A 23,480-nucleotide genomic window follows, 5' to 3' on the forward strand; every position below is an offset into this window, starting at 1 on the left:
CAGGAACCGCATGCGTATACCTCGCATTTATCATCCCGAATCTCTCGAAGTTAACAGTGAAGTCTTCCTCGATGAGGATGCCGCTAACCATGTTGGACGCGTGCTGCGCATGACGGCCGGTCAGCAAATTGAGCTGTTTGATGGCAGTAATCTGACTTTTAGCGCCGAAATCACCCAGGCTGATAAAAAGCGTGTAAAAGTAAGGGTCCTTGCCAGCCAGGCTGATGACCGTGAATCCCCGCTGCATTTACATCTCGGTCAGGTGATGTCGCGCGGTGAAAAAATGGAATTCACTATCCAGAAATCGATCGAACTTGGCGTGAATGTGATTACGCCCTTGTTTTCTGAACGCTGCGGCGTAAAGCTGGACGCCGAGCGGCTGGCAAAAAAAATTCAGCAATGGCAGAAAATCGCGATTGCCGCCTGTGAACAGTGCGGCCGTAATCGTGTGCCGGAAATTCGCGAGCCGATGACATTGCAAGCCTGGTGCGCGGAAGCCGAAGACGGTTTGAAGCTCAATTTGCATCCGCGCGCCAGCCACAGCATCAACACGCTGCCGCAGCCGGTAGAGCGCCTGCGCTTGCTGATTGGGCCGGAAGGTGGCTTAACCGCCGATGAAATTGCCATGACCGCGCAGCAGGGTTTTACCGATATTCTGCTTGGACCCCGCGTGTTGCGCACCGAAACCACCGCACTCACCGCCATTACGGCACTTCAGGTGAGGTTTGGTGACCTCGGTTAAGCGATACTTTCGGGTTCGAACGTAACTTCACAGCACAACGCTTTCGGGGTAAATGCTTCCCCATTTAGGAGAGAATAATGATTAAGCTTGGCATCGTTATGGACCCGATTTCGTCCATCAATATTAAAAAAGACACCAGCTTCGCCATGTTGCTGGAAGCACAGCGCCGTGGTTACGAAATTCATTACATGGAGATGGGCGATCTCTCCCTGCGCGGCGGTGTGACTTACGCGCGCACGCGTCTGCTGAGCGTTGAGCAGAACTACGACAACTGGTACACGTTTGGCAGCGAGCAGAATATCCCGCTGGCCGATCTTAACGTGGTGCTGATGCGTAAAGATCCGCCGTTCGACACCGAATTTATCTATGCCACATACCTGCTGGAACGCGCAGAAGAGCAAGGTACGCTGATCGTGAACAAACCGCAGAGCCTGCGCGACTGCAACGAGAAGCTGTATACCGCATGGTTCGCCGACCTGACGCCAGATACGCTGGTCACGCGTAATAAAGAGCAGCTGCGCGCCTTCTGGCAGGAGCATGGCGACGTGATCCTTAAGCCGCTGGACGGCATGGGCGGCGCCTCGATCTTCCGCGTGAAACAGGACGATCCCAACTTCGGCGTGATCACCGAAACCCTGACTAATCACGGTCAGTACTTCTGCATGGCGCAGAACTATCTGCCGGCGATCAAAGACGGCGACAAACGCGTGTTGGTGGTGGATGGCGAACCTGTGCCTTACTGCCTGGCGCGCATTCCGCAAGGCGGCGAAACGCGCGGTAATCTGGCAGCCGGTGGCCGTGGTGAAGCGCGTCCGCTGAGCGACAGCGACTGGGAAATTGCGCGTCGCGTTGGCCCAACGCTGAAAGCCAAAGGGCTGATTTTTGTCGGCCTGGATATTATCGGTGATAAACTGACTGAAGTTAACGTGACCAGCCCAACCTGCGTACGTGAAATCGAGGCCGCGTTCCCGATATCGATCACTGGCATGCTGATGGATGCCATTGAGAAACGCCTGGGCTGATGCCGTCGGAGTCTCCACTCCGTGAACACCCAAAACCGGCGCTGCCGCGGCTGCGCCGGTTATTTTTGGTATACGAGTGATAATGAATTTACAGCATCATTTTCTAATTGCGATGCCGTCGCTGCAGGACCCACTGTTCAAACGCTCGGTAGTCTATATCTGCGAGCACAATGAAGATGGCGCCATGGGTTTGATCGTTAATAAGCCAATGGACAACCTGACGGTCGAAGGCATCCTTAAAAAGCTTAAAATTAGCCCATCCGAACGCGATCCTGCCATCAAACTGGACAAGCCAGTGTTTGCCGGTGGTCCGCTGGCGGAAGATCGTGGTTTCATACTGCACTCGGCGCAGCGCATTTACTCCTCGAGCATTCGTATTTCAGACACCACGGTAATCACCACCTCACGTGATGTGCTGGAAGCGATCGGCACCACTTCACAGCCCGATAACGTGCTGGTGGCGCTGGGTTATTGCGCCTGGGAGAAAGGTCAGCTGGAAGAGGAGTTGCTGGAGAATGCCTGGCTCACCTCGCCCGCTAACACCAATATTCTGTTCCAGACGCCCATCGCTGAACGCTGGCGTGAAGCGGCACGCGGATTGGGCGTCGATATTCACAACATTGCCACCGATGCAGGGCACGCCTGATGGCCAGTGAAACTTTACTGAGCTTCGATTTCGGCACCAAAAGCATCGGCGTTGCTGTCGGTCAGCAATTAACGGGCACCGCGCGCGCGTTGACGGCGCTAAAAGCGCAGGATGGCACGCCGGACTGGAAGCTGATCGAAAAGCTGCTGAAAGAGTGGCAGCCCAATTATGTGGTGGTGGGCTTGCCGCTGAATATGGATGGCACCGAACAGGAACTTACTGCGCGCGCACGTAAGTTCGCCAATCGCCTGCATGGTCGTTTTGGCGTACGCGTCGAGCTGCAGGACGAGCGCCTGAGCACCGTTGAAGCGCGTGCCGATCTGTTTGAACGCGGCGGCTTTCGCGCGTTGCAGAAAGGCCAGGTTGATTCCCAATCCGCGGTGATTATCCTCGAAGATTGGTTTGATACGCATTAAAGCCATCCAGATCTGGCACATGGCGTAGCGGCGCATTTATTGCGCATTGCCACGGATGAGCAGGACAGCGGCATAAACATGCGCGATGAATCGCGCCGCTACAATGGGTTGGTTTTCCGCCTCTGATGGCGTAACTGGATCTCTTCAAATCATCCCCGCCGCCTGACGCCCCTGCTCGCTCTGCGCAAAAGTTTGCATGCCAGCCTGCGCGCCGGTTTGCAACACGCCAGGCAACTGATGCATCTTGCCTTCGCGGATCAGGTTTGCCACCGCTGGCGTCGCCACCAACACTTCAAACAAGCCAATCCGCCCGCCCGCTTTTGCCGGCACTAAACGTTGCGCCAGCACCGCTTTCAGGCTGCCCGCTAATTGAGTGCGCACCAGGTTTTTCTCCTCGGCGGGAAAGACATCCACCAGCCGATCAACCGCCTGGGTTGCGCCGCGCGTATGGAGCGTAGCCAGCACCAGATGCCCGGTTTCTGCTGCAGTGAGCGCCAGGCGGATGGTTTCGCTGTCGCGCAGTTCGCCGAGCAGAATCACATCAGGATCTTCACGCAGCGCGGCTTTCAGCCCGTGTTGAAACGAGGCGCAGTGCGCACCTACTTCGCGCTGTTGAATCAGCGAGCGCTGGCTGCGATGCACAAACTCAATCGGATCTTCCAGCGTCAGAATGTGCCGCGCCTGCTGACGATTCAGACAATCCACCATTGCCGCCAGCGTGGTCGATTTGCCGCTGCCGGTGGCGCCGGTAATTAAAATCAGTCCCTCTTCCAGCTGTAACAGCTGGCTCACCACCTCGGGCAGATGCAGGCTGCTGAGATCGGGCGCCTGGCTGGCAATCAGCCGTAGCGCCAGCGATAAGCCGTGACGCTGCATAAACAGGTTGGCGCGCAGCCGTATGCCGCTGGCAAGCGTAATCGCGAAGTCAACGTGGCCGTTCTCCTCCAGCTCGGCCTGCTGCGACGCCGTGAGCCACTGCTGCATAAAGGCTTCCAGCCAGCCGCCATCCAGCGCGCTCTGCTGCGGAATCGGCTCCAGCACGCCTTGTCGCCGCCAGTGCGGCAAATGTCCGCTGCAAAGGTGCAGATCGGCGGCGTTATGCTTTACACTAAGGGCCACTATTTCATCCAACTCCATTTAGCTTCTCCTGACTATGACTTCCATTGAGCACAACTTACAGCAAGTGCGTGAGCGTATCGCCGCCGCCGCCGCACGTTGCGGCCGCGCGCCAGAAGAAATTACGCTGCTTGCAGTGAGCAAAACCAAACCTGCGAGCGCGGTCGCAGAAGCCATTGCCGCTGGACAACACGCGTTCGGTGAGAATTACGTGCAGGAAGGGGTTGAAAAAGTGGCTGAGCTGGCCGCACATCCTGATTTGCAATGGCACTTTATCGGCCCGCTGCAATCCAATAAAAGCCGTCTGGTGGCGGAAAACTTCGCCTGGTGCCACACCGTGGACCGCCAGCGCATCGCGCAGCGTCTGAACGATCAGCGCCCGGCGTCGTTGCCGCCGCTCAACGTGTTAATTCAGGTAAATATCAGTGACGAGAACAGCAAATCTGGCATCATGCTGGAGGCGTTGCCGGAGCTGGCGCAGCAGATCGCCGCACTGCCGAATTTGCGCTTGCGTGGGCTGATGGCGATTCCGGCGCCAGAGTCAGAATACGCACGGCAACTGGCGGTGTGTCAGCAGATGGCCGCCGCGTTTCAAACCTTAAAACAGGACTATCCTGACGTCGATACGCTTTCTCTGGGAATGAGCGACGATATGGACGCGGCAATCGCCGCGGGCAGCACCATGGTGCGTATTGGCACCGCCGTTTTTGGCGCGCGGGATTATGCGCGACCTTCACAACAATAATTGAGGAACCTCATGTTAACACTGACGTTTTTAGTCAAAACGCTGATCGATTTGTACGTGATGGTGCTGCTGCTGCGCATCTGGATGCAGTGGTCGCGCTGTGACTTCTACAACCCGCTGGCGCAGTTTGTCGTGAAGATCACCCAACCGATTATCAAGCCGCTGCGCCGCGTCATTCCGGCCATTGGCCCGATTGATACCGCATCGCTGCTGCTGGCCTTTGTGCTGACCACGCTGAAATATCCGATCCTGCTGCTGATTCAGGTCGGCGTGTTCTCCGTTGATCCCACCAACCTGCTGGTTGGCCTGCTGTCGCTGGTGAAGTCCGCCGGTTATCTGGTGTTCTGGGTGATCATCATTCGTTCGCTGATGAGCTGGATCAGCCAGGGTCGCGGCCCGGTGGATCAGGTTCTGATGCAGCTGACTGAACCGCTGATGTCACCGATTCGCCGTATTCTGCCGGCGATGGGCGGTATCGATTTCTCTGCCATGATTGTGATTCTGGTGCTGTACGCGCTGAATTTCCTCGGCATGGACCTGTTCCCAGGTCTCTGGTATTTGCTGTAATTCGTCTATCTGGAACTGTTATGCAAAAAGTTGTACTCGCGACCGGAAATCCCGGCAAAGTCCGCGAACTGGCCGATCTGTTAGCGGCCTTCGGACTTGATATCGTGGCGCAAACCGAACTCGGCGTTGAGTCGGCGGAAGAAACCGGCCTGACCTTCATCGAAAACGCCATCCTGAAGGCGCGTCATGCGGCTGAGATTACCGGTTTACCGGCGATTGCCGACGATTCCGGTCTGGCGGTCAATGCGCTGGGCGGCGCGCCGGGGATCTACTCCGCGCGCTATGCGGGTGTTGATGCCAGCGACCAGCAAAATCTGGATAAGCTGCTGGTGGCATTGGAAAACGTGCCGGATGGCAAACGTCAGGCTCAGTTCCACTGCGTGCTGGTTTACCTGCGTCACGCTGCCGATCCCACGCCGCTGGTGTTCCACGGTAGCTGGGCTGGGGAAATCACCCGCGCGGCAGCGGGCGCAGGCGGTTTTGGTTACGATCCCATCTTCTATGTCCCTGAATTGGGTAAAACGGCGGCAGAGCTGAGTAAAGACGAAAAGCGCGCCGTCTCTCACCGTGGTAAAGCACTGACGCTGCTGCTGGAAGCGATGCGCAATGCCTGAGTTTTCACCTACGTTGCCGCCATTAAGCCTGTACATCCATATTCCGTGGTGCGTGCAGAAGTGTCCGTACTGTGATTTCAACTCTCACGCGTTAAAAGGCGAGGTGCCGCACATTGAGTATGTGCAGCACCTGCTCAACGATCTCGAACAGGATTTACCGCTGACCGGCGGCCGTGAAGTGCGCACGATTTTCATCGGCGGCGGCACGCCAAGCCTGTTGAGCAGCAATGCGATGCAGATGCTGATGGACGGCGTGCGTGCGCGTTTGCCGCTGGCGGCCGATGCGGAAATCACCATGGAAGCCAATCCAGGCACCGTTGAAGCCGATCGCTTTAGCGCCTACCAGAAAGCCGGTATTAACCGTATTTCGATTGGCGTGCAGAGTTTCAGTCCACAGAAGCTTGAGCGTTTAGGCCGCATTCACGGGCCGGAAGAAGCCGTGCGCGCCGCACAGCTGGCGGAAGGATTAGGCCTGCGCAGTTTTAACCTCGACCTGATGCACGGCTTGCCGGATCAGTCACTGGAGGAAGCGCTGGATGATCTGCGCCAGGCGATTGCGCTTAATCCGCCGCATCTATCCTGGTATCAGCTGACGATTGAGCCGAACACATTATTCGGTTCGCGCCCGCCAAAACTGCCGGATGACGATGCGCTGTGGGATATTTTTGAGCAAGGTCATCAACTGCTGAGCGCCGCAGGTTATCAGCAATATGAAACCTCGGCATATGCCAAACCGGGTTATCGCTGCGAGCACAATCTCAACTATTGGCGCTTCGGGGATTACCTCGGCATTGGCTGTGGTGCCCACGGTAAGCTGACGCAAGCCGATGGTCGCATCGTGCGCACGGTGAAAACCCGTCATCCGCGCGGCTTTATGAAAGGCAACTATCTCGATAAGCAGCACGATGTGGCCGAGAACGACAAACCGTTCGAGTTCTTTATGAACCGTTTTCGTCTGCTGGAAGCCGCACCGCGCGCCGATTTCCGCCGCTATACCGGCATGGATGAGCAAGTGATTCGCCCGCAAATTGATGCGGCGATAAGTGCAGGATACGTGGAGGAAACCACGGAGAGCTGGCAGATCACTGAGAAAGGCAAACTGTTCCTGAACTCGCTGCTGGAACTGTTCCTGACGGAAGAGTAATGAAAAATGCCCGGCTTATACCGGGCATTTTTTTCGCGTATTAGCCGTAAGTAATTTCAATTTCCTGATTCACTAACAGTGTGTAATGCGCCTGGCTATGGGTTAAGAGTGTCCAGTTTTCCCCGCCGATCTGGACTTTATTCTGCGAAGTTAACCAGCCGTCGCTGAATTGCGTGCGATCAAGCGTGATGCGATCGCCCATGTCGCCATCAATCATCAATTGCTGACTATCGTCGTTAATAAATAGCCCCTCACCGCCTTCATTCAGTAACGAGTGCAGATCGAGATTAAGCAGATTATTACCTTTGCCACTTATATCTATTTTCTGCAAACCTTCCACACGTGCACTTAGCGCAGCAAAATCAATTATCTGGTTTTCACCCGAAAAAATAATATTTGCCGCTTTCACCAGATAATGAGACGGATAAGTATTTAACCAGCTCGCGACATCATAAATGTGGCGTTCTCCTGGGATGGGCAAATAGCTCGTCCCATTCCCATCATCTCTTGATTCACTTTCATAATTGGCTTCATATTGGGGTGACGGGATGAATCTCACCGGATAATTTGCAGAGTAGGCACTTTCATTCCCAGCTTCATCTATCGCCTTCACACCAAAATTATTCAGCCCTGCACGCATATCTTGCTGCGGAGTCATTCTCCAGTCACCCTGACTATTTGCATAAGCCGATCCCACCGCCGTACCATCCTGATACAGAATCACCAGGCTGTTAACTTCGGCCTTACCGATAAAATCCAGACGTGCATCGTCGGTATTTTGCCCTGGCAATACCGATTCAATCGGTCCCCTATCATCGAGCACCTGCATAATGAGGGGCTGAATTGTTGTGGTATCAATCAGCAGCGTGACGGTGCTGCTCCATTTACTGACGTTGCCAGCATGATCAATGTTACGTACGCGAAAATTCCATTCGCCATCGGAGAGATTTTGCGGTGGAGTCCACAGCCAGGTGCCATCACTGTCTACCGCAACGGTCGCGGTTGTTACCCAATTGCCGTTTTTGCTGGCGTATTGAACGCGTACATATTCATTAGGGTCGCCAGTGCCGTACAGCTCAGGGCGGCGATCGTCAGTAGCCCGGATGAGATCAAACTGTCCGCGATACAAACCAACATCATCCTCAAAGTAATTGATGGTGGCGCTATCCGGTTTCTCGGTATCAAGCTGAAATGGCCATTTTAGCGACGGCTGGCTGCGATTATTTGCCCGGTCTTCTGCCACGGCACTCAACTCATATGCACCGTCGTTAGGCAGGTTCACTTCCACCTCCCATTTACCATGCTGATTAGCGGTTACCGAAGCCAGGGGCGTTTTGCTGTTTTTGTTGTAGATGTATACCAGGCTATTTGCTTCTGCCTCGCCACGCACGACAGGATTTGCGTCGTTGGTGTAACCATGTCGCTTAATGCTATTGCCGTTATGTATTCCACCCGCTGCATAGTCTTCGATTGCAGTAATTTGCGGCTTGTCAGGCGCGATAGTATCAATGTTGTAATTGACCGAAACGATATCACTTTGGTTATTAGCGCGATCAACGGCAACAAAGGTCAGCACATGTTCACCGTCAGGCAACGGTTGAGAAGGCGTCCAGGAAAAACGGCCGCCACTCACTGGCACACTTGTTGGGTTTTTACCATTGACCATGATGATGACTGCAACGGTATCTGGCGAATGCGCACTGCCTTCCCATCGCTTCTGCGCATCGTTATACCAGTCGGATTGAATATGCACGGTGTGAGGTGAAGGGGTATTACTGGAAGCAGAGGCGTTAAAAAATAACATAAAAACTCCTTAAAAATAAATAATTTCAATGAGTTGCTAACTCACTTTCATCTTTATTATTTTGGTGTTTTTACGGTTATCAGATTCGTCCCGAATCTAAGGTTCTTAAATGCAGTGCATCTTAAAAGCAAAAAGCCAGCCGGGACTGGGCTGGCTTTGTTAGCTGAAGCAAATCATTAGCTTTTAACGTTCTGCATCAGTCCTTTGCGCTGCTCTTCCAGCACGGTTACGCGGTTGCATACTTCATGGCCGAAGTTCTGGAAATCCTGCTCCTGCTTATTCCACTCCGCCTGCACCGACTGTTGTAAACCGCCAAGGTTGCCCATAATGGCCTGCAGTGGATTGCTGCCACTCGCCGCCTGGCTGCTGCCCATTTCGTTGAGACTATCCTGCATGATGCCGCCTAGCGTGCTCTGCACCAGCTTCTCGCCTTCCGCGCGCACCTGATCGATAGCCTGATGATGGAACGTCAGTCCGTCGGGACGATGCTCAATAATGCGGTTCATTTGTTGCTTGAGCTGGCCATCCAGTTTAGTGAGACGGTTACGCACATTGCTGTTCGCGCCGAGCTTTTCGACAATCACTTTATCCAGCGCCACGCGGCTGCGTTCCAGACGCGAGGTTGCGCCGCTATCGATCCACGGCAAATCGCGACGCAGCGCGGTCTGGTAGTCGATGGCTTTCTGGCGCGCGGCGTTATCAACGTTGACCTTCTGGCCATTAAACTGCACGTCACCCTGCGGAGTGATTTCGAGGTTGCCGTTGGTTCCCACCACCTGCACGCTCTGCGGTTTAATGATCACATCATCCTGTGGCTTGACGCTGCATTCGTATGCAGCCTGAGCCTGAGTTGCCGCCAGCAGCAGCGCGGCGATAAGTACCTTACGAACCATGAAATCTCCCTTTTTTACGCGCTGAAAGGTCGGGCGTTGAGCGTCGCAGCCATTTTTGTGGCGGCCAGCGCGCAGCATCCGGAGCGTACATAAGTACGTGAGGAATGCGAGCACTGCCCGGTGCAACAAGGGCAAGTAAGCTAGCCCGATACGATCTTTAGTCCCACCAAACGTCGAAGAGTTCAGTCACCTGCACATCCGTCAGGTTATGAGCTTCCAGCCACTTACGCACCAGTTCGCGGTGCTCGTCGGTGCATTTGCCGGTTTCCTGCAAGCACACCAGACCTTCCCACACCAGATAACCGCTGCCGTCATACGCCAGACCGTTCGGCGCGATCACTTCATTAATGAACTGATCAACAGTGGCGTCGATTTGCTCCTCGGTGGTGCCTTCGGCGAAACGCCAGGCGACGGAGAAGCCTAATTCCTGAAACTCATCAATATGCAGTTTTTTACGCAAACGACGGCTACGCTGTACGGCCATTATTTCACCCTCTCAAACATCAGATCCCACACGCCATGGCCCAGTCGCTGCCCGCGCTGCTCAAACTTGGTTAACGGACGCGTTTCAGGACGCGGCACGTAATTGTTACTTTCCGACTGATTTTTATATCCGTCGATGCTGCTCATCACTTCCAACATATGTTCGGCGTAGGCTTCCCAATCGGTCGCCATATGGAACACGCCGCCCAGCTTCAATTTGCGCATCACCAGCTCAGCAAACGGCACCTGTACGATGCGACGTTTGTTATGGCGCGCTTTGTGCCACGGATCCGGGAAGAACAGCTGCACCATGCGCAGCGAGTTATCCGGAATCATCTTCTGCAGCACTTCTACCGCGTCGTGACACATTACGCGCAGGTTCTCCACGCCCGCTTCCTTCGCCGACGCCAGGCAAGCACCCACGCCCGGCGCATGCACTTCCAGGCCAAGGAAATTCTGATGTGGATTGTTCTGCGCCATGGTCACCAGCGAGGCGCCCATGCCGAAACCGATCTCCAGCACTACCGGCGCGTCACGGCCAAACAGCGTCACCAGATCCAGCGGCTCCTGCTGGAACTCCACGCCCATCTCCGGCCATAAATTATCGAGCGCGAGCTGCTGTCCTTTCGTTAAGCGCCCCTGACGGCGCACAAAACTGCGGATACGGCGTAATGGCCGCCCGTTCTCATCAAATTCTGGGGTGATGACGTCATTAATCATGTTGAAGCCTGCTGGTTAGCCTGTTCTGGGAAACGGGCATTATGCAAAGTTAGGAAGCAGAAGCAAGCCTTTGCAATGTTCCGGTTTACACCCTGAGGTCTCTGTGCTGGAATTCCTGCCTGATTGTAGAGTAAACACGGAAAATTTCCTTCTTATGATGCAAGCGCCGACGTTCGCGCAACAAGTGCTGGATTGGTATCAGCGCTTTGGTCGCAAAACCCTGCCGTGGCAGCAGGAGAAAACGCCGTACAAGGTATGGCTCTCTGAAGTGATGCTGCAGCAAACCCAGGTTGCTACCGTCATTCCCTATTTTGAACGCTTTATGGCGCGCTTCCCGACGGTGGCCGATCTGGCAGCGGCACCGCTGGACGAAGTGCTGCATCTGTGGACCGGTCTCGGCTATTACGCGCGCGCGCGCAATCTGCACAAAGCCGCGAAACAGGTGGTGGAGAAGCACGGCGGCGAGTTCCCGCGAAACTTCGACGATGTCGCGGCGCTGCCGGGCATTGGCCGTTCTACCGCGGGCGCGGTGTTATCGCTGTCGCTCGGTCTGCACTTCCCAATTCTGGATGGCAACGTAAAACGCGTGCTGGCGCGCTGCTACGCGGTGGGCGGCTGGCCGGGTAAAAAGGAGGTTGAAAAACGGCTATGGCAGATCAGCGAAGAAGTGACGCCAGCGGCAGGCGTCAGCCAGTTCAATCAGGCGATGATGGACCTTGGCGCATTAGTATGTACTCGCTCACGCCCTAAATGCGAAATCTGCCCGCTTAATAGCAGATGCGTTGCTTATGCCAACAACAGCTGGGCGGAGTATCCCGGTAAGAAACCCAAACAGACCTTGCCAGAACGTAGCGGCTGGATGCTGATGATGCAGGATGACGATGACGTGTGGTTAGAGCAGCGCCCGCCGGTTGGCCTGTGGGGCGGACTGTTCTGCTTCCCGCAGTTTACAAGTGAGCAAGCGCTAACTGACTGGCTAACTGAGCGCGGCATTCATGTTAAACCGCAGCAGCTCACCGCATTCCGCCACACCTTCAGCCATTTCCACTTAGATATTGTGCCTATGTGGCTCGCAAAGCCTTCCGCTGGGTCGCTGATGGATGAAGCGGGCGGTCTCTGGTATAACTTAGCGCAACCACCGTCAGTGGGTTTGGCGGCGCCGGTTGAGCGCTTGCTGCATGAATTGCGCCATCCCCAGCAGCTTACGCGTCGAGCAGACGTGACCGAAGAGGAAGAGTAATGAGCCGCACCATTTTTTGTACTTATCTGCAACGCGACGCTGAAGGTCAGGACTTTCAGCTCTATCCTGGCGAATTGGGTAAGCGCATCTTTAATGAGATCTCCAAAGAGGCCTGGCAGCAGTGGATGTCCAAGCAAACCATGCTGATCAATGAGAAGAAATTGAGCATGATGAACCCGGAAGATCGCAAAGTGCTGGAGAAGGAGATGATCAATTTCCTGTTCGAAGGCAAAGATGTGCACATTGAAGGTTACACCCCGCCAGAAAAATAACCGTTCAGGGCTTCCCTTTGAGGCCCTCTTTTTCGATTCAGGCACGCATTAACAATGAATAAAAAACTGATAGCGCTCTTGGTGATTGCACCACTTTTGGTCTCCTGCTCCGGACAAAAAAAATCGCAGTTTCATGAAGAGTGGGTCAAGGACACCAACGGTTTCGATATTTTGATGGGCCAGTTTGCCCACAATATTGAAAACATTTGGGGAATCAATGAAGTTCTGATCGCCGGACCGAAAGATTACGTCAAATATAGCGACGGTTATTACACCCGCAGTCACATCAACTTTGACAGCGGTAGCATCACCATTGAGACCATTTCCGGCACCGATCCGATGGCCAGCCTGCGTCAGGCGATCATCACCACGCTGTTGATTGGCGAAGATCCGGGCAATGTCGATCTCTACTCCGATGCCAACGATATTCAAATCAGTAAAGAGCCGCTGCTGTACGGCCAGGTGCTGGATAATACCGGCCAGCCGATCCGCTGGCAGGGCCGCGCCGGCAGCTTTGCTGATTATCTGATTCAAAACAAACTGCAGAAACGCACCTCCGGATTGCACGTCATCTGGTCGGTTACCATTCCGATGGTGCCAAACCACCTCGACAAACGTGCGCACAAATATCTGCCAATGGTGCGTAAAGCCGCTGAACAATATGGCGTGGATGCGTCACTGATTCTGGCGATTATGCAGATTGAATCGAGCTTCAACCCGTATGCGGTGAGCCACGCTGATGCGCTGGGATTAATGCAGGTGGTGCAGCATACCGCCGGTGTTGATGTGTTCCGTATGAAGGGCAAAGGTGGCAAACCGAGCCGCAGCTATCTGCTTGATCCTGAGAATAATATTGATGCGGGCACCGCGTATTTGTCGCTGCTGCAGAGAAGTTATTTAGGTGGGATTCAGGATCCGACATCACGGCGTTATGCGGTGATCACCGCGTACAACGGCGGCGCGGGCAGCGTGCTACGCGTGTTCTCCAGCGATAAGGATCGCGCGTTCTCGTCAATAAATAGTATGTCGCCGACGGAAGTTTACCAGACGCTGACCACCAACCATCCATCGGCAGAATCACGGCGTTATCTGTACAAAGTGAGCCAGGCGCAGCGCAGTTATCGACGATTTTAAGCTGGTGCGGTTTGTCCCTCATCCCAACCTTCTCCCGCTCGCGGGAGAAGGGGCCGATCCAGCACGTACGTAACAATGAGCGCCCTCTAAACATTCCCTCTCCCGCGTGCGGGAGAGGGTTAGGGTGAGGACAAGTGCAATCAGCTCACCATCATATTCGCCACCAGATGCTTATGCCCGTGCTCATCTTCTTCGGTGTAAACCCCTTGCAGCTCTGGCGAGAAGCCCGGCAGCAGATTGATGCCCTCTTCCAGCGCGAGGAAATAGCGCTGTACCGCGCCGCCCCACACTTCGCCTGGCACCACGCACAACACGCCGGGCGGATATGGCAACGCGCCTTCGGCCGCTATGCGCCCTTCAGCATCGGCAATCTTTACCAGCTCCACTTCACCACGAATATAAGCCTGATGTGCATCCTGCGGATTCACTTGCACCGGCGGGAAGCAGGCTGAACGGAACATCGCTTTCTGCAGATCCTTAACGTCAAAACTGACGTAGAGATCGTGCATCTCCTGACACAAGCGGCGCAGCGTGTAGCCTTTGTAACGCTCAATATTCTTGCGATACACGCTCGGCAGCACTTCCGCTAGCAGCGCATCCTCGCGCACGTGCTGCTCAAACTGCACCAGCATCGCCACCAGATGCGCCATCTTCTCAGGCGTTTCTGCTGGCGTCAGCAGGAACAGAATCGAGTTGAGGTCGCACTTCTCCGGCACGATGCCGTTCTCGCGCAGATAGTTGGCCAGAATGGTCGCTGGAATGCCGAAGCTGGTGTACTCGCCGCTGGCGGCATCAATCCCCGTGGTGGTGAGCAGCAGCTTGCAGGGATCTACAAGATACTGTTGCTGCGCGTAACCCTCAAAACCGTGCCACTTTGCGCCCGGTTCAAGGCTGAAGTATGCCGGATCGACGGCGATGGCTTCCGTTTCCGCCGCTTGCCACAGCTTGCCGTGCACTTTCTCCGGCAGGAACGGCTGAATCATTTCGCAACGTTCCAGAATCGCTTTACGCGCATCAATGCCGATGGTGACGCACTCGTGCCACATGCTGCGTCCCGCCTCGCCTTTGTGCATGCGGGCGTTGATATCCAGCGCGGCAAACAGCGGATAGAACGGGCTGGTTGAGGCGTGCAGCATAAACGCATTGTTGAGGCGTTTGTGCGGACAGAAACGCTGCTGCCCACGGATGTGATTGTCTTTCTTATGGATTTGCGACGTCTGTGAGAAACCGGCCAGCTGCTTGTGTACCGACTGCGTGACAAAAATGCCCGGATCGTTCTCGTTCAACTCCAGCGTCAGCGGTGAACAGCCGGCCATCAGCGGAATAAACTGCTCGTAACCCACCCACGCTGAATCAAACAGGATGTAATCGCACAGATGTCCGATGCGATCGACCACCTGACGCGCGTTGTACACCGTGCCATCGTAAGTGCCGAGCTGAATAATCGCCAGGCGGAATGGACGTTGATCGTTGGCACGATCGGGCGCCACTTTGGCAATTTGATCACGCAGATAAGCATCGTCAAAACAGTGCGCATCAATGCCGCCGATAAAGCCAAACGGATTACGCGCCGCTTCCAGATACACCGGCGTGGCGCCCGCCTGAATCAGTGCGCCATGATGGTTGGATTTGTGGTTATTGCGGTCAAACAGCACCAGATCGCCGCGCGTCAGCAGCGCGTTGGTGACCACTTTATTGGCGCTGGAGGTGCCGTTAAGCACGAAGTAGGTTTTGTCGGCGTTAAACACTTTCGCCGCGAACTTCTGCGCATCTTTGGCTGAGCCTTCGTGGATCAGCAGATCGCCGAGCTTGACGTCGGCGTTGCACATATCCGAACGGAAGACGTTCTCGCCGTAGAACTCATAGAACTGACGTCCCGCCGGATGTTTACGGAAGAAGGCACCACCCTGATGTCCCGGGCAGGCAAACGTGCTGTTCTGCATATCGACGTAGCGCGTGAGCGTGTCGAAAAATGGCGGCAGCAACTCGGCTTCATACGCCTGCGCGGCGTCCTCCAGCGCGTCCCACTCTTCTGGCGCACCGTTAATTTCGCCGGTGATGCCCGGCAGCTTCAGCACTTCTTCATCGAACGCATTGGCGACAAACACCGGCAGATTAAAGCCGACCTTGCGCAATAGTGTCAGCACGCCACTGCGCGTGTCCGACAAGGTGATCACGACCGCAGCGACATCGGTAAAGTCGGTATTGTCCAGCGTCACCACGTCGCGCGCAGTGTTAAGACTAAGGGTTGGCGCTACAGCAACGCTGGCAGCAATTTTCAATGGGTTCATAACACAAATCCCTGAGAGAGGATGAGTGGGTGCCGATGGCACAGCAATGAGGAGGTTTCCTCGGCGAAGTCAATCTGGGAGTTGAACACTAACTGGGGCGCAATCATGTCATCTTTTTTTTGCCGGAACAACCGCTGCGCTGGCCCCTCACCCCAGCCCTCTCCCGCAAGCGGGCGAGGGCGCCGTCCGAGCGAGAGTTAAGGTATGCTGGATCAGTTCCCTGCCCCACCTGTGGGAGAGGGTTAGGGTGAGGGCAAAAAAGGAGTACTATACCCCCACTTTCCTCAACCAGCCGGAGGCTGCATGTTCAAGGCATTGGTCATTGAAAATGATGAACAGGGATATCGCACATCCCTGAAAGATCTGTCAGAAAAACAACTGCCCGATCAGGATGTCACCCTCGAAGTAAGCTACTCCACGCTCAACTACAAAGACGCGCTCGCCATCTGCAACAAAGGCCCGATTGTGCGGCAATTCCCGATGGTGCCGGGCATCGACTTTGTTGGTCGGGTGATCAGCAGCCGCCATGCCGAATGGCAGCAGGACGACGTGGCGCTGCTCACTGGCTGGGGCGTAGGCGAAAAGCATTGGGGCGGGCTGGCGCAGAAAGCCAGCGTCTCGGGCGACTGGCTGGTACAAGTGCCGGCCGCACTGAGCCCGCTACAAACCATGGCAATTGGCACCGCGGGCTTCACCGCCATGTTGTGCGTGCTGGCGCTGGAAAAACAGGGCATCACGCCGCAGCACGGCCCGGTTTTAGTCACTGGCGCGAGTGGCGGCGTTGGCAGCTTTGCCGTTAGCCTGCTGGCGCGGCTTGGCTATGAAGTAGTGGCTTCCAGCGGTCGCGCCAGCGACAGCGATTACCTGATCAACACGCTGGGCGCGACGTCGATTATCGATCGCGCAGAGCTGAGCGAGCCGGGCAAACCGCTGGCGAAAGAGCGCTGGGCGGCGGCGATTGATAGCGTCGGCAGCCACACGCTGGCCAATGTGTTAGCGGGCATCAAGCGCGATGGCGTGGTAGCCGCGTGCGGCATGGCGCAAGGTTTGGATCTGCCGACCAGCGTCGCGCCGTTCATTTTGCGCGGCGTGGTGCTGGCGGGCGTGGATAGCGTGATGTGTGCAAAACCGCTGCGGCAGCAGGCGTGGCAGCGCCTGGCGGAACTGGTGGATGGCGACCTGCTACAGCAGTTAACCAAGATGATTCCGCTGAGCGAAGCGCGCGAAGGTGCCGAACAGCTGCTGGCCGGTAAAGTACGCGGCAGATTGATCGTCGATTGCAGATAATCGCACATTACGTAGCGGCGCAATTTATGGCGCGTCTTTTCACAGAGCGCGATAAATCGCGCCGCTACGGTTTCAGGCACGCAGTTGAATCTGCGGTCTGCCCTTCTCATCTTGCATCACCACATCCAACTCCGCCTGATACCAGCGCGTCAGCGTGTGTTCAGTCATCACCTCATTGGGTGCGCCTTCCGCCACCAGCTTGCCCTGATGCAGTAACAGCACGCGATCCGACCACAGCGACGCGAGGTTAAGATCGTGCAGCACGGTGCAGACGCTGAAGCGTCCGTTGCGCGTCAGGCGATGCAGCAAACGCAAACTGTGCTGCTGCCAGAACAGATCCAGCGCGGAAGTGGGTTCGTCGAGAAACAGCCAGCCGCGTGGCCCGTCATCGTGCCACAGCTGAGCCAGCACGCGCGCCAGCTGCACGCGCTGCTGTTCCCCACCGGAAAGCGATCGATAATCGCGCTGTGCCAGCTCAAGGCTGCCGGTAATGTGCATCACCTCGTCGATCACCGCTTTGGATTGAGCGCGCGGCCAGGGCGCGCGGCCCATCGCCACCACATCGGCGGCGGGCAGCGGAAAACCGACGCTATTTTGCTGACGCATCACCGCGCGGCGCTGCGCCAGCGGTTCCCGCGGCCAACTGTTTAGCGGACGATCGCCGAGCCAGCACTCGCCCGCTTGCGGCGTGAGAAAGCCGGTCAGCAAGCGCAGCAGCGTGGATTTCCCCGCGCCGTTGGGGCCGATCAGCGCGATCATTTCGCCAGGCTGCAAAGTCAGGGAAACGTCGTCGATCAACGCGCGTGAGCCGTGGCTAAATCGCAGCCCGCGTGCCTGCATGCAGTCACTCATTCATCCCCCTTTGCTCACGCAGAATCAGCCAGAGAAACCACGGGCCGCCCAGTAGGCTGGTTAACAGGCCAACCGGCATTTCCGCTGGCACCACCACGGTGCGCGCCAGCGTATCGGCCAGCAGCAGCAAAATCGCGCCCGCCAGCGCCGAACCGGGCAGCATCCAGCGATGATCGCTGCCGAGACAGAAACGCATCAGGTGCGGCACCACTAAACCGACAAAGCCGATAATGCCACTCACCGCCACGGCGGTGCCTACCAGCAACGCGCTCAACACCAGCAGCTGACGCTGCGTGCGCTTAACGTCGATGCCCATGTAATGTGCATCCTCTTCGCCGAGTTGCAGCAAATTGAGACGACGCGCGCGCAGCTGAATCGCTATCAGCGCCGGCAGAATCAGCACCGCGCACACCGCCAGGCTCGGCCACTGCGCCGCGCTCAAACTGCCCATGCCCCACAACGCCAACTGACGCAACTGCTGATCGTTACTCAGCCACGACAGCACGCCGACCGCCGCACCGCATAAGGCGTTGATGGCGATCCCGACCAGCAGCAAGCGCGACAAATTGCCCAGCGCCAGACGGCTAAAGCTGAAGATCAGTAGCGTCACCACCAAACTGCCCACAAAGGCCGCGAGTGTTGGCAGCCACAGCGCCAGCAGCGGCGGCAAGCCGAGCGGGATAACGATCGATATCGCCACCGCTAAACCCGCTCCGCTGCTGATGCCGAGCAAACCGGGATCGGCCAGCGGATTGCGAAACAATCCCTGCATCACCGCGCCGGACACCGCCAGCGCCATGCCGAGCAGCACCGCCAGCAGCACGCGCGGCAGGCGGATGTTGATCCAGATTTGCCACGCCATATCGCTGAGCGGCGCACGCAACAAAGTGCGCATTGAAAGCGGCATCGCGCCGAAGTTGGCCGCCATCAGCATTAATATCAGCGTGCTGATGGCCATCAAACCGAGCCAGCGCATCACGGATGTAGTTGCCATATTTTTCCCCTAAATAATTCAAGGTGCAGGAAGGCAGCAAGTGTTCGAATCCCCAGGAGCTTACACAAGTAAGTGACTGGGGTGAGAACACGCAGCTAACGCGCCTGCGGCTTGAAGTATGACGGGGAAGCCGCTTCGGCTGCGTGGCGCAGTTTGATAATCGCGCCCGGCGTATCAAGGCCAAAGCTCAGCAGCGCCATCTCATCCACCACCAACAACGCGCGATGCTGACCGGCTGGCGTCAGTGCCAAACCTGGCAGCGACCACACTTTCTCTTCGCCGCCCAGCGTACGCAGGCCATCTTCACCCACCACGATCAAATCCGGTGCCGCCGCAATCACACCTTCCTGCGACAGCTGCTGATAGTGCGGCACCGCCGCCATCGCATTGATCAGACCCGCGCTGCGAATCGCGCCGTCCGCGCCAGTTTGTGCGCCCGCCGCCTGAGTGCGCATACCGCCGTGCGCCATGATAAACAGCACTTTGATCGGCAACGGTTTTTGTGGGATCTGCGCGCGCTGCTTGTTGACCTTCTCGATCAGCGCGTTGGCTTCCTCTTCACGATGCAGCGCCTTGCCGATGGTAGCGATTTTTTCCGCGATGGCGTCGAGGCTGTTTTTGCCGGTGACATCCACCACTTTTACGCCAGCTTGCGCCACTTGCTGCAGCACCAGCGACGGTTTTGCCAGCTCGCTGCTCAGCACCAGCGTCGGTTTCAGCGCCAGAATCCCTTCGGCATTCAACTGCCGCATATAACCGACATCCGGCAGCTTGTTGGCCTGCGCCGGATGCTGGCTGGTGCTGTCACGCGCTACCAGATCCTGCTGCGCATCCAAGGCATAGATAATTTGCGTGACGTCACCGCCAATCGAGATCACCCGCTCGGCCGCAACAGCGGGCAGCGCCAGCGCAGTTAGCAGCAACAGAAGTTTTCTCATGCTAACGCCTCCAGCGACATCACCTGCTCGCGCCAGCGCGCCTGCTCCGGCGTGCCTTCGCTGCGCTGACCGTACAACTGCGCGATCTGCGTGCCGTCGGCGGCAAACAGTTCCAGGCTGGTGACAAAGCCGTCGCCGCTCGGTTTGCGCGTCACCCAGCTTTCGCTGATGTGATCCGCCATCAAATGCAGCGTGAAGGAGGGATTGAAGATGTTGATCCAATTATCCATCGGCATCAGCTTCTGCACCGCGCCGGTGAAGATCTGCGTGCAGCCACGGTTGCCGATAAAAATCATGATTTCGTTGCCATCCTGCTGCGCCAGATCCAGCAGCTGCGCCAGCGAGTCATTACTCACCTGACGCGCCAGATCGTCCGCCACCGCGCGAAACGCCTGCGGTCGCGAGATGTTGTGGCGCTTCAGCAGACCAAAGAACTGATGCACATCGGTGATGGCGCGCCATTCGGCTTCCACTTTGCTGGCATCAACCGCCCTGCTGTATTGCGACGCGCTGGCGGGCTGAGGATCTAACACCGCCGCGTTCTCCAGCACAAACGCCGCAATCAGCGCATCCCACGCGGGGCGATCGGTATTTTCAGTGGTGTAGATTTTCAGCACCGCATCAGCGTGGCGATCAAAAATCTGAATGCTTTGACGTTCACCGTGGGCGCTCTGCTCACGCAGGAAGAACGCGCTGTGCCACTGATGCGGGAACAGACGCTGATCGAGCGCGCGCGGGTTGAGAATTAGTCCGGCGTGTTCGCCGAGGTGCAGGTTTTCATATTTGCCCACCTGCTCGTGAACCGCATATTCATTGCGGGTGATGCTTTTGGTTTCACCTACCGCCGCCAGTGCTGCCAGCAGCGCAGGGAAATCAGCTTTTAACGCCTTTGCATCCTGGCCGACACGCGCTTCACACAGCTGCGCTTCGCCAATGCCCATCAGCGCGGCGAGATCGCGCGCGTACTTTTTCGGATGCTCGCCTTTCAGCGCCAGATAGTGATCGTAACGTGAGTTCATTGCCTTGCTCCATGAAAATGCCCTGCGCTGCCGCAGGGCGAAAAGGGATTAGAAATCGACGTTCACACCCAACTGGAAGGTGCGGCCTGGCATCACCGCCAGGTTGATGTCGTTGCGTTCCTGGGCGTTGCTGCTGGTCAGCGTGCGGCTGCTGGTGTAATCCCAGTATTTGCGATCGGTAATGTTGTAGATACCGCCGCTCAGCTTGACGTTTTTCGTCGCCTGCCAGTAAGCCGTTGCATCCACCATGCCGTAACCCGGCACGCGCATATATTCCGTGGTGGAATCGGTGATCGCCGTGCCGGTGTTGGTGTAGCTTTCGCGGTTGGTCGCCGTGGCCTGCTTGCCTTTCACGAAGGTGGCGGTCAGCGCGGCGCCGTAGCCGCGCGCTTTGTCATCCCACGCCAGGCCAACAATCGCTTTCAATGGCGCGACGCTATCGAGATCGATGTACTTGTCACCGGCGTAGCTGGACTTGGATTTACCTTCGTTATAGCCCAGCGCAAAGGTGCTGCTCAGGCCATCGACCTGCGGGAACCAGGTGCCGTAATTCACTTTGGTGGATATCTCAGCACCATAAATGTAGGCCTTATCGCGGTTTTCAGCCTGATAGCTGGTGTAGATGTTGCTCGGAACGTTGACGAACATCTCCGGATTGGTGGCGCGGCGATAGCGGGTGTAGGCGATGAAGTTTTTGTACTGGTTATAGAACACCGAGGTGTTGACCGTTACACCTTCTGTCGCCTGGCCTTTCAGGCCCCACTCAAAGTTGTTGCTGGTTTCGGTTTTGAGATCGGTGTTACCAATCAGCGCATATTGCGCGCTACCCGCATAGCTGGAACCCAGGTTCCATGAGCCATACAGCTGGCTGGTGGTGGGGAACTGCACGCCGCGTTTGTATTGCAGATAGGTGGTCAGCGATGGCGTTAAATCGTACTGGAAAGTCAGCGATGGCAGCACCTGCGTATCGGAGTTAGTTTTGCCATACAGCGCATCAACCTGCTCTTCGGTCAGCACCGTGCTGCCGGTGGTGAGATCGCCGAGATTTTTCGGCTTAGTGCTTTGATACATCACGCGCACGCCGGGGATGACCGCGAAGTTGTGGCTATCAAGATCGAAATTGATCTTATCTTGCAGGTATCCTGCCACCGCAAAAGTGCGGCTGTCAGACTGCGGTTGGGTGATGGCGCTAAAGGCGCTCGGCGCTGGCTCCTGGCGGAACGGACGCTCGCTGTTGTCGAGGCGCGCATTGACACCGGCACTCAGCTCGTGGCGGCCCAGCGTTTTGGTGCCGCGCGTGTCGAAGCCATAGCTATCGACGTTGAAATCGGAATAGACAAAGCCGTACTGGCTGGCGCTGGTCGGCAGATAGGTATTGTCGTGCGCCTGAGTTTGCTGCCAGTAAAGGCGCGTGGTCAGCGTATCGATAAAGTCGTTGTACGGCGTCCACTCATCCGCCAGATTGATGCCCCAGCGGCGCGTATCGCTCTGCTGCTGCGCGGTGCCCCAAACGGTGTTGCCGCTGGTGTCCCAGGTATCGTAATGGCTGTGGTTGGTTTTGTGGTAGTAATCAAAGGTAGCGCTCAGCTTGTGCTGATCGTTCGGCTGCCAGATCCCGGACGTCATAAAGGCGTCAGAGTGCCAGTTGGCCGGATAAGCCTGTTTCACGTCGCTGTTGTTGCGGGTTTCCTGGCCATCGCGACGGCTGTAAACAAACAGGCCGCGCAGCTCGTCATCGCCAGCAGCGGCGGTGATGCCGTTGTGCCAGCTGCGATTCGATGAGTCGTAATCGCTCTGGTAACCGAAATAAGTATTTTTGTCGCTGCTAAGGTAATCGTCAGCGGTTTTATTGTGGAACGAGACGTTACCGCCAATCGAGGTATTCGGCTGATCCACCGCCGTGGCGCCCTTCTCAATTTCAACGCTGCCGAACAGGTAGGGATCGATGTAATCGCGGCCAATACCAAAGGTGTTGTTGCCGGTGCGGCTGACGTAAGGGCGGCCGGTGGCATCGGGAATCGGAATGCCGTCGATATCCATGCCGACGCGATTACTCTCCAGACCACGAATGTTGTAACCGGTGTAACCCGCGCGGTCGAAACCGCTTTTACCGGCAGAGGATCCGCCGCTGGATCCGGTGGCGCTGATCAGCGGCTCATAACGCATGATCGAACCGAAATCGTTCGCACCGCGTTTTTGCAGCTCTTGTGCTGTGATGGTGGTTTTATTGCCGGCCTGCTGTTTTGGCGCGGTGACGGTGAGAACCGGTTCATTGCTGGTGCTATCGCTGGCGGCAAAGCTGCAAGCGGCATGAATAGCTGAAGATAAGATGGCAACTTTGGAAAGACGTTGCTGGGCTGTTCCCTGAAAGAGTGAAGACATGCGCGAAATACCTGGTTAATTGTTAGTATTCGCTCACTTGCTTGCTGCCGGAAAGTACGGACCTTGGTTAAAAGACCGTAAAAATTATGGACTTATTTTTTGTAATAAATGATGTCGAAAGGAATGTAATGCAAGTGGTAATCATTATCAACTAGCAGT

General features: G+C 56.3%; 23 protein-coding genes. 12 read left to right on the forward strand and 11 right to left on the reverse strand.

From position 1 onward, the window contains the following. The first annotated feature begins 10 nt into the window (after positions 1–10). The 4 genes from rsmE (at position 11) to ruvX (ending at position 2,826) form a co-directional block, all read left to right on the forward strand. On the forward strand, positions 11–742 hold the full coding sequence (gene rsmE / locus PO881_RS15715; protein ID WP_008107252.1) for a 16S rRNA (uracil(1498)-N(3))-methyltransferase: 732 nt from the start codon (positions 11–13) through the stop codon (positions 740–742). 77 nt (positions 743–819) lie between these two features. After that, positions 820–1,764 (forward strand): glutathione synthase, encoded by a 945-nt coding sequence (gshB, locus tag PO881_RS15720; RefSeq protein ID WP_101761909.1) that lies wholly within the window; start codon positions 820–822, stop codon positions 1,762–1,764. An 82-nt stretch (positions 1,765–1,846) separates the two neighbouring features. Next, on the forward strand, positions 1,847–2,410 hold the full coding sequence (locus tag PO881_RS15725) for a YqgE/AlgH family protein (RefSeq protein ID WP_101761908.1): 564 nt from the start codon (positions 1,847–1,849) through the stop codon (positions 2,408–2,410). Then, positions 2,410–2,826, forward strand: coding sequence for a Holliday junction resolvase RuvX (ruvX, locus tag PO881_RS15730; protein ID WP_277974074.1), 417 nt, complete (start codon positions 2,410–2,412; stop codon positions 2,824–2,826). Before PO881_RS15725 ends, ruvX begins: the two co-directional genes overlap by 1 nt. A gap of 144 nt (positions 2,827–2,970) precedes the next feature. On the opposite strand, the gene PO881_RS15735 is transcribed toward ruvX, so the two are convergent. Next, positions 2,971–3,963 (reverse strand): type IV pilus twitching motility protein PilT, encoded by a 993-nt coding sequence (locus PO881_RS15735; RefSeq protein WP_101761906.1) that lies wholly within the window; start codon positions 3,961–3,963, stop codon positions 2,971–2,973. Positions 3,964–3,979: 16 nt separating this feature from the next. Here PO881_RS15735 and PO881_RS15740 point away from each other — a divergent pair, with 16 nt between their 5' ends. From PO881_RS15740 to hemW, 4 genes are read left to right on the forward strand one after another with little or no spacing between them, the layout of a single operon-like run. Beyond that, on the forward strand, positions 3,980–4,687 hold the full coding sequence (locus tag PO881_RS15740; RefSeq protein WP_101761905.1) for a YggS family pyridoxal phosphate-dependent enzyme: 708 nt from the start codon (positions 3,980–3,982) through the stop codon (positions 4,685–4,687). A 12-nt stretch (positions 4,688–4,699) separates the two neighbouring features. Then, positions 4,700–5,254, forward strand: coding sequence for a YggT family protein (locus PO881_RS15745; protein ID WP_008107240.1), 555 nt, complete (start codon positions 4,700–4,702; stop codon positions 5,252–5,254). A gap of 20 nt (positions 5,255–5,274) precedes the next feature. Then, positions 5,275–5,868, forward strand: coding sequence for an XTP/dITP diphosphatase (locus PO881_RS15750; RefSeq protein ID WP_110868025.1), 594 nt, complete (start codon positions 5,275–5,277; stop codon positions 5,866–5,868). Further along, positions 5,861–7,012, forward strand: a complete 1,152-nt coding sequence (hemW, locus tag PO881_RS15755; protein WP_277974075.1) for a radical SAM family heme chaperone HemW — start codon at positions 5,861–5,863, stop codon at positions 7,010–7,012. Before PO881_RS15750 ends, hemW begins: the two co-directional genes overlap by 8 nt. 40 nt (positions 7,013–7,052) lie before the next feature. Here hemW and PO881_RS15760 read toward each other — a convergent pair whose 3' ends face one another. The 4 genes from PO881_RS15760 to trmB all read right to left on the reverse strand — a co-directional run bounded on the left by PO881_RS15760 (position 7,053) and on the right by trmB (position 10,912). Further along, on the reverse strand, positions 7,053–8,816 hold the full coding sequence (locus PO881_RS15760; protein WP_277974076.1) for an Ig-like domain-containing protein: 1,764 nt from the start codon (positions 8,814–8,816) through the stop codon (positions 7,053–7,055). Between the two features lie 176 nt (positions 8,817–8,992). Further along, entirely contained in the window at positions 8,993–9,709 is a 717-nt protein-coding gene (locus tag PO881_RS15765; protein WP_277974077.1) for a DUF2884 domain-containing protein, read from the reverse strand. Positions 9,710–9,866: 157 nt separating this feature from the next. Further along, positions 9,867–10,193, reverse strand: a complete 327-nt coding sequence (locus tag PO881_RS15770; protein WP_008107231.1) for a YggL family protein — start codon at positions 10,191–10,193, stop codon at positions 9,867–9,869. Beyond that, the gene (trmB, locus tag PO881_RS15775) at positions 10,193–10,912 is read right to left on the reverse strand and encodes a tRNA (guanosine(46)-N7)-methyltransferase TrmB (RefSeq protein ID WP_008107230.1); all 720 of its coding nucleotides are present in this window, start codon (positions 10,910–10,912) and stop codon (positions 10,193–10,195) included. The genes PO881_RS15770 and trmB overlap by 1 nt, the downstream gene beginning before the upstream one ends. Before the next feature lie 154 nt (positions 10,913–11,066). On the opposite strand from trmB, the gene mutY reads away from it, so the two are divergent. Genes mutY through mltC form a run of 3 tightly spaced genes read left to right on the forward strand, consistent with a single transcriptional unit; the run spans position 11,067 to position 13,558 of the window. Then, entirely contained in the window at positions 11,067–12,152 is a 1,086-nt protein-coding gene (gene mutY, locus PO881_RS15780; RefSeq protein WP_277974078.1) for an A/G-specific adenine glycosylase, read from the forward strand. Next, positions 12,152–12,424, forward strand: a complete 273-nt coding sequence (locus PO881_RS15785; RefSeq protein ID WP_007890330.1) for an oxidative damage protection protein — start codon at positions 12,152–12,154, stop codon at positions 12,422–12,424. The genes mutY and PO881_RS15785 overlap by 1 nt, the downstream gene beginning before the upstream one ends. Positions 12,425–12,478: 54 nt before the next feature. Further along, on the forward strand, positions 12,479–13,558 hold the full coding sequence (mltC, locus tag PO881_RS15790) for a membrane-bound lytic murein transglycosylase MltC (protein WP_192236401.1): 1,080 nt from the start codon (positions 12,479–12,481) through the stop codon (positions 13,556–13,558). Between the two features lie 140 nt (positions 13,559–13,698). Here the strand turns inward: mltC and PO881_RS15795 are convergent, their stop codons facing one another. Continuing rightward, the gene (locus PO881_RS15795) at positions 13,699–15,849 is read right to left on the reverse strand and encodes an ornithine decarboxylase (protein ID WP_280172047.1); all 2,151 of its coding nucleotides are present in this window, start codon (positions 15,847–15,849) and stop codon (positions 13,699–13,701) included. Positions 15,850–16,152: 303 nt separating this feature from the next. On the opposite strand from PO881_RS15795, the gene PO881_RS15800 reads away from it, so the two are divergent. Next, positions 16,153–17,136 carry an MDR family oxidoreductase gene (locus PO881_RS15800; RefSeq protein ID WP_280172048.1) on the forward strand — a complete coding sequence of 328 codons (984 nt, stop codon included), beginning with the start codon at positions 16,153–16,155 and terminating at the stop codon, positions 17,134–17,136. Positions 17,137–17,208: 72 nt separating this feature from the next. On the opposite strand, the gene PO881_RS15805 is transcribed toward PO881_RS15800, so the two are convergent. The 5 genes from PO881_RS15805 to PO881_RS15825 all read right to left on the reverse strand — a co-directional run bounded on the left by PO881_RS15805 (position 17,209) and on the right by PO881_RS15825 (position 23,321). Continuing rightward, complete coding sequence (locus PO881_RS15805) at positions 17,209–17,988, reverse strand: heme ABC transporter ATP-binding protein (RefSeq protein ID WP_280172049.1); 780 nt, start codon at positions 17,986–17,988, stop codon at positions 17,209–17,211. Continuing rightward, the gene (locus PO881_RS15810; protein WP_277974082.1) at positions 17,981–18,982 is read right to left on the reverse strand and encodes an iron ABC transporter permease; all 1,002 of its coding nucleotides are present in this window, start codon (positions 18,980–18,982) and stop codon (positions 17,981–17,983) included. The genes PO881_RS15805 and PO881_RS15810 overlap by 8 nt, the downstream gene beginning before the upstream one ends. A 95-nt stretch (positions 18,983–19,077) precedes the next feature. Then, the gene (locus PO881_RS15815; RefSeq protein WP_280172050.1) at positions 19,078–19,920 is read right to left on the reverse strand and encodes an ABC transporter substrate-binding protein; all 843 of its coding nucleotides are present in this window, start codon (positions 19,918–19,920) and stop codon (positions 19,078–19,080) included. Beyond that, complete coding sequence (locus PO881_RS15820) at positions 19,917–20,939, reverse strand: ChuX/HutX family heme-like substrate-binding protein (protein ID WP_280172051.1); 1,023 nt, start codon at positions 20,937–20,939, stop codon at positions 19,917–19,919. Before PO881_RS15820 ends, PO881_RS15815 begins: the two co-directional genes overlap by 4 nt. Before the next feature lie 48 nt (positions 20,940–20,987). Then, positions 20,988–23,321 (reverse strand): TonB-dependent receptor, encoded by a 2,334-nt coding sequence (locus PO881_RS15825; RefSeq protein ID WP_280172052.1) that lies wholly within the window; start codon positions 23,319–23,321, stop codon positions 20,988–20,990. Positions 23,322–23,480 lie beyond the last annotated feature (159 nt).

The sequence above is a fragment of the Pantoea sp. SS70 genome (assembly GCF_029866845.1).
Lineage (GTDB): Bacteria > Pseudomonadota > Gammaproteobacteria > Enterobacterales > Enterobacteriaceae > Pantoea > Pantoea leporis.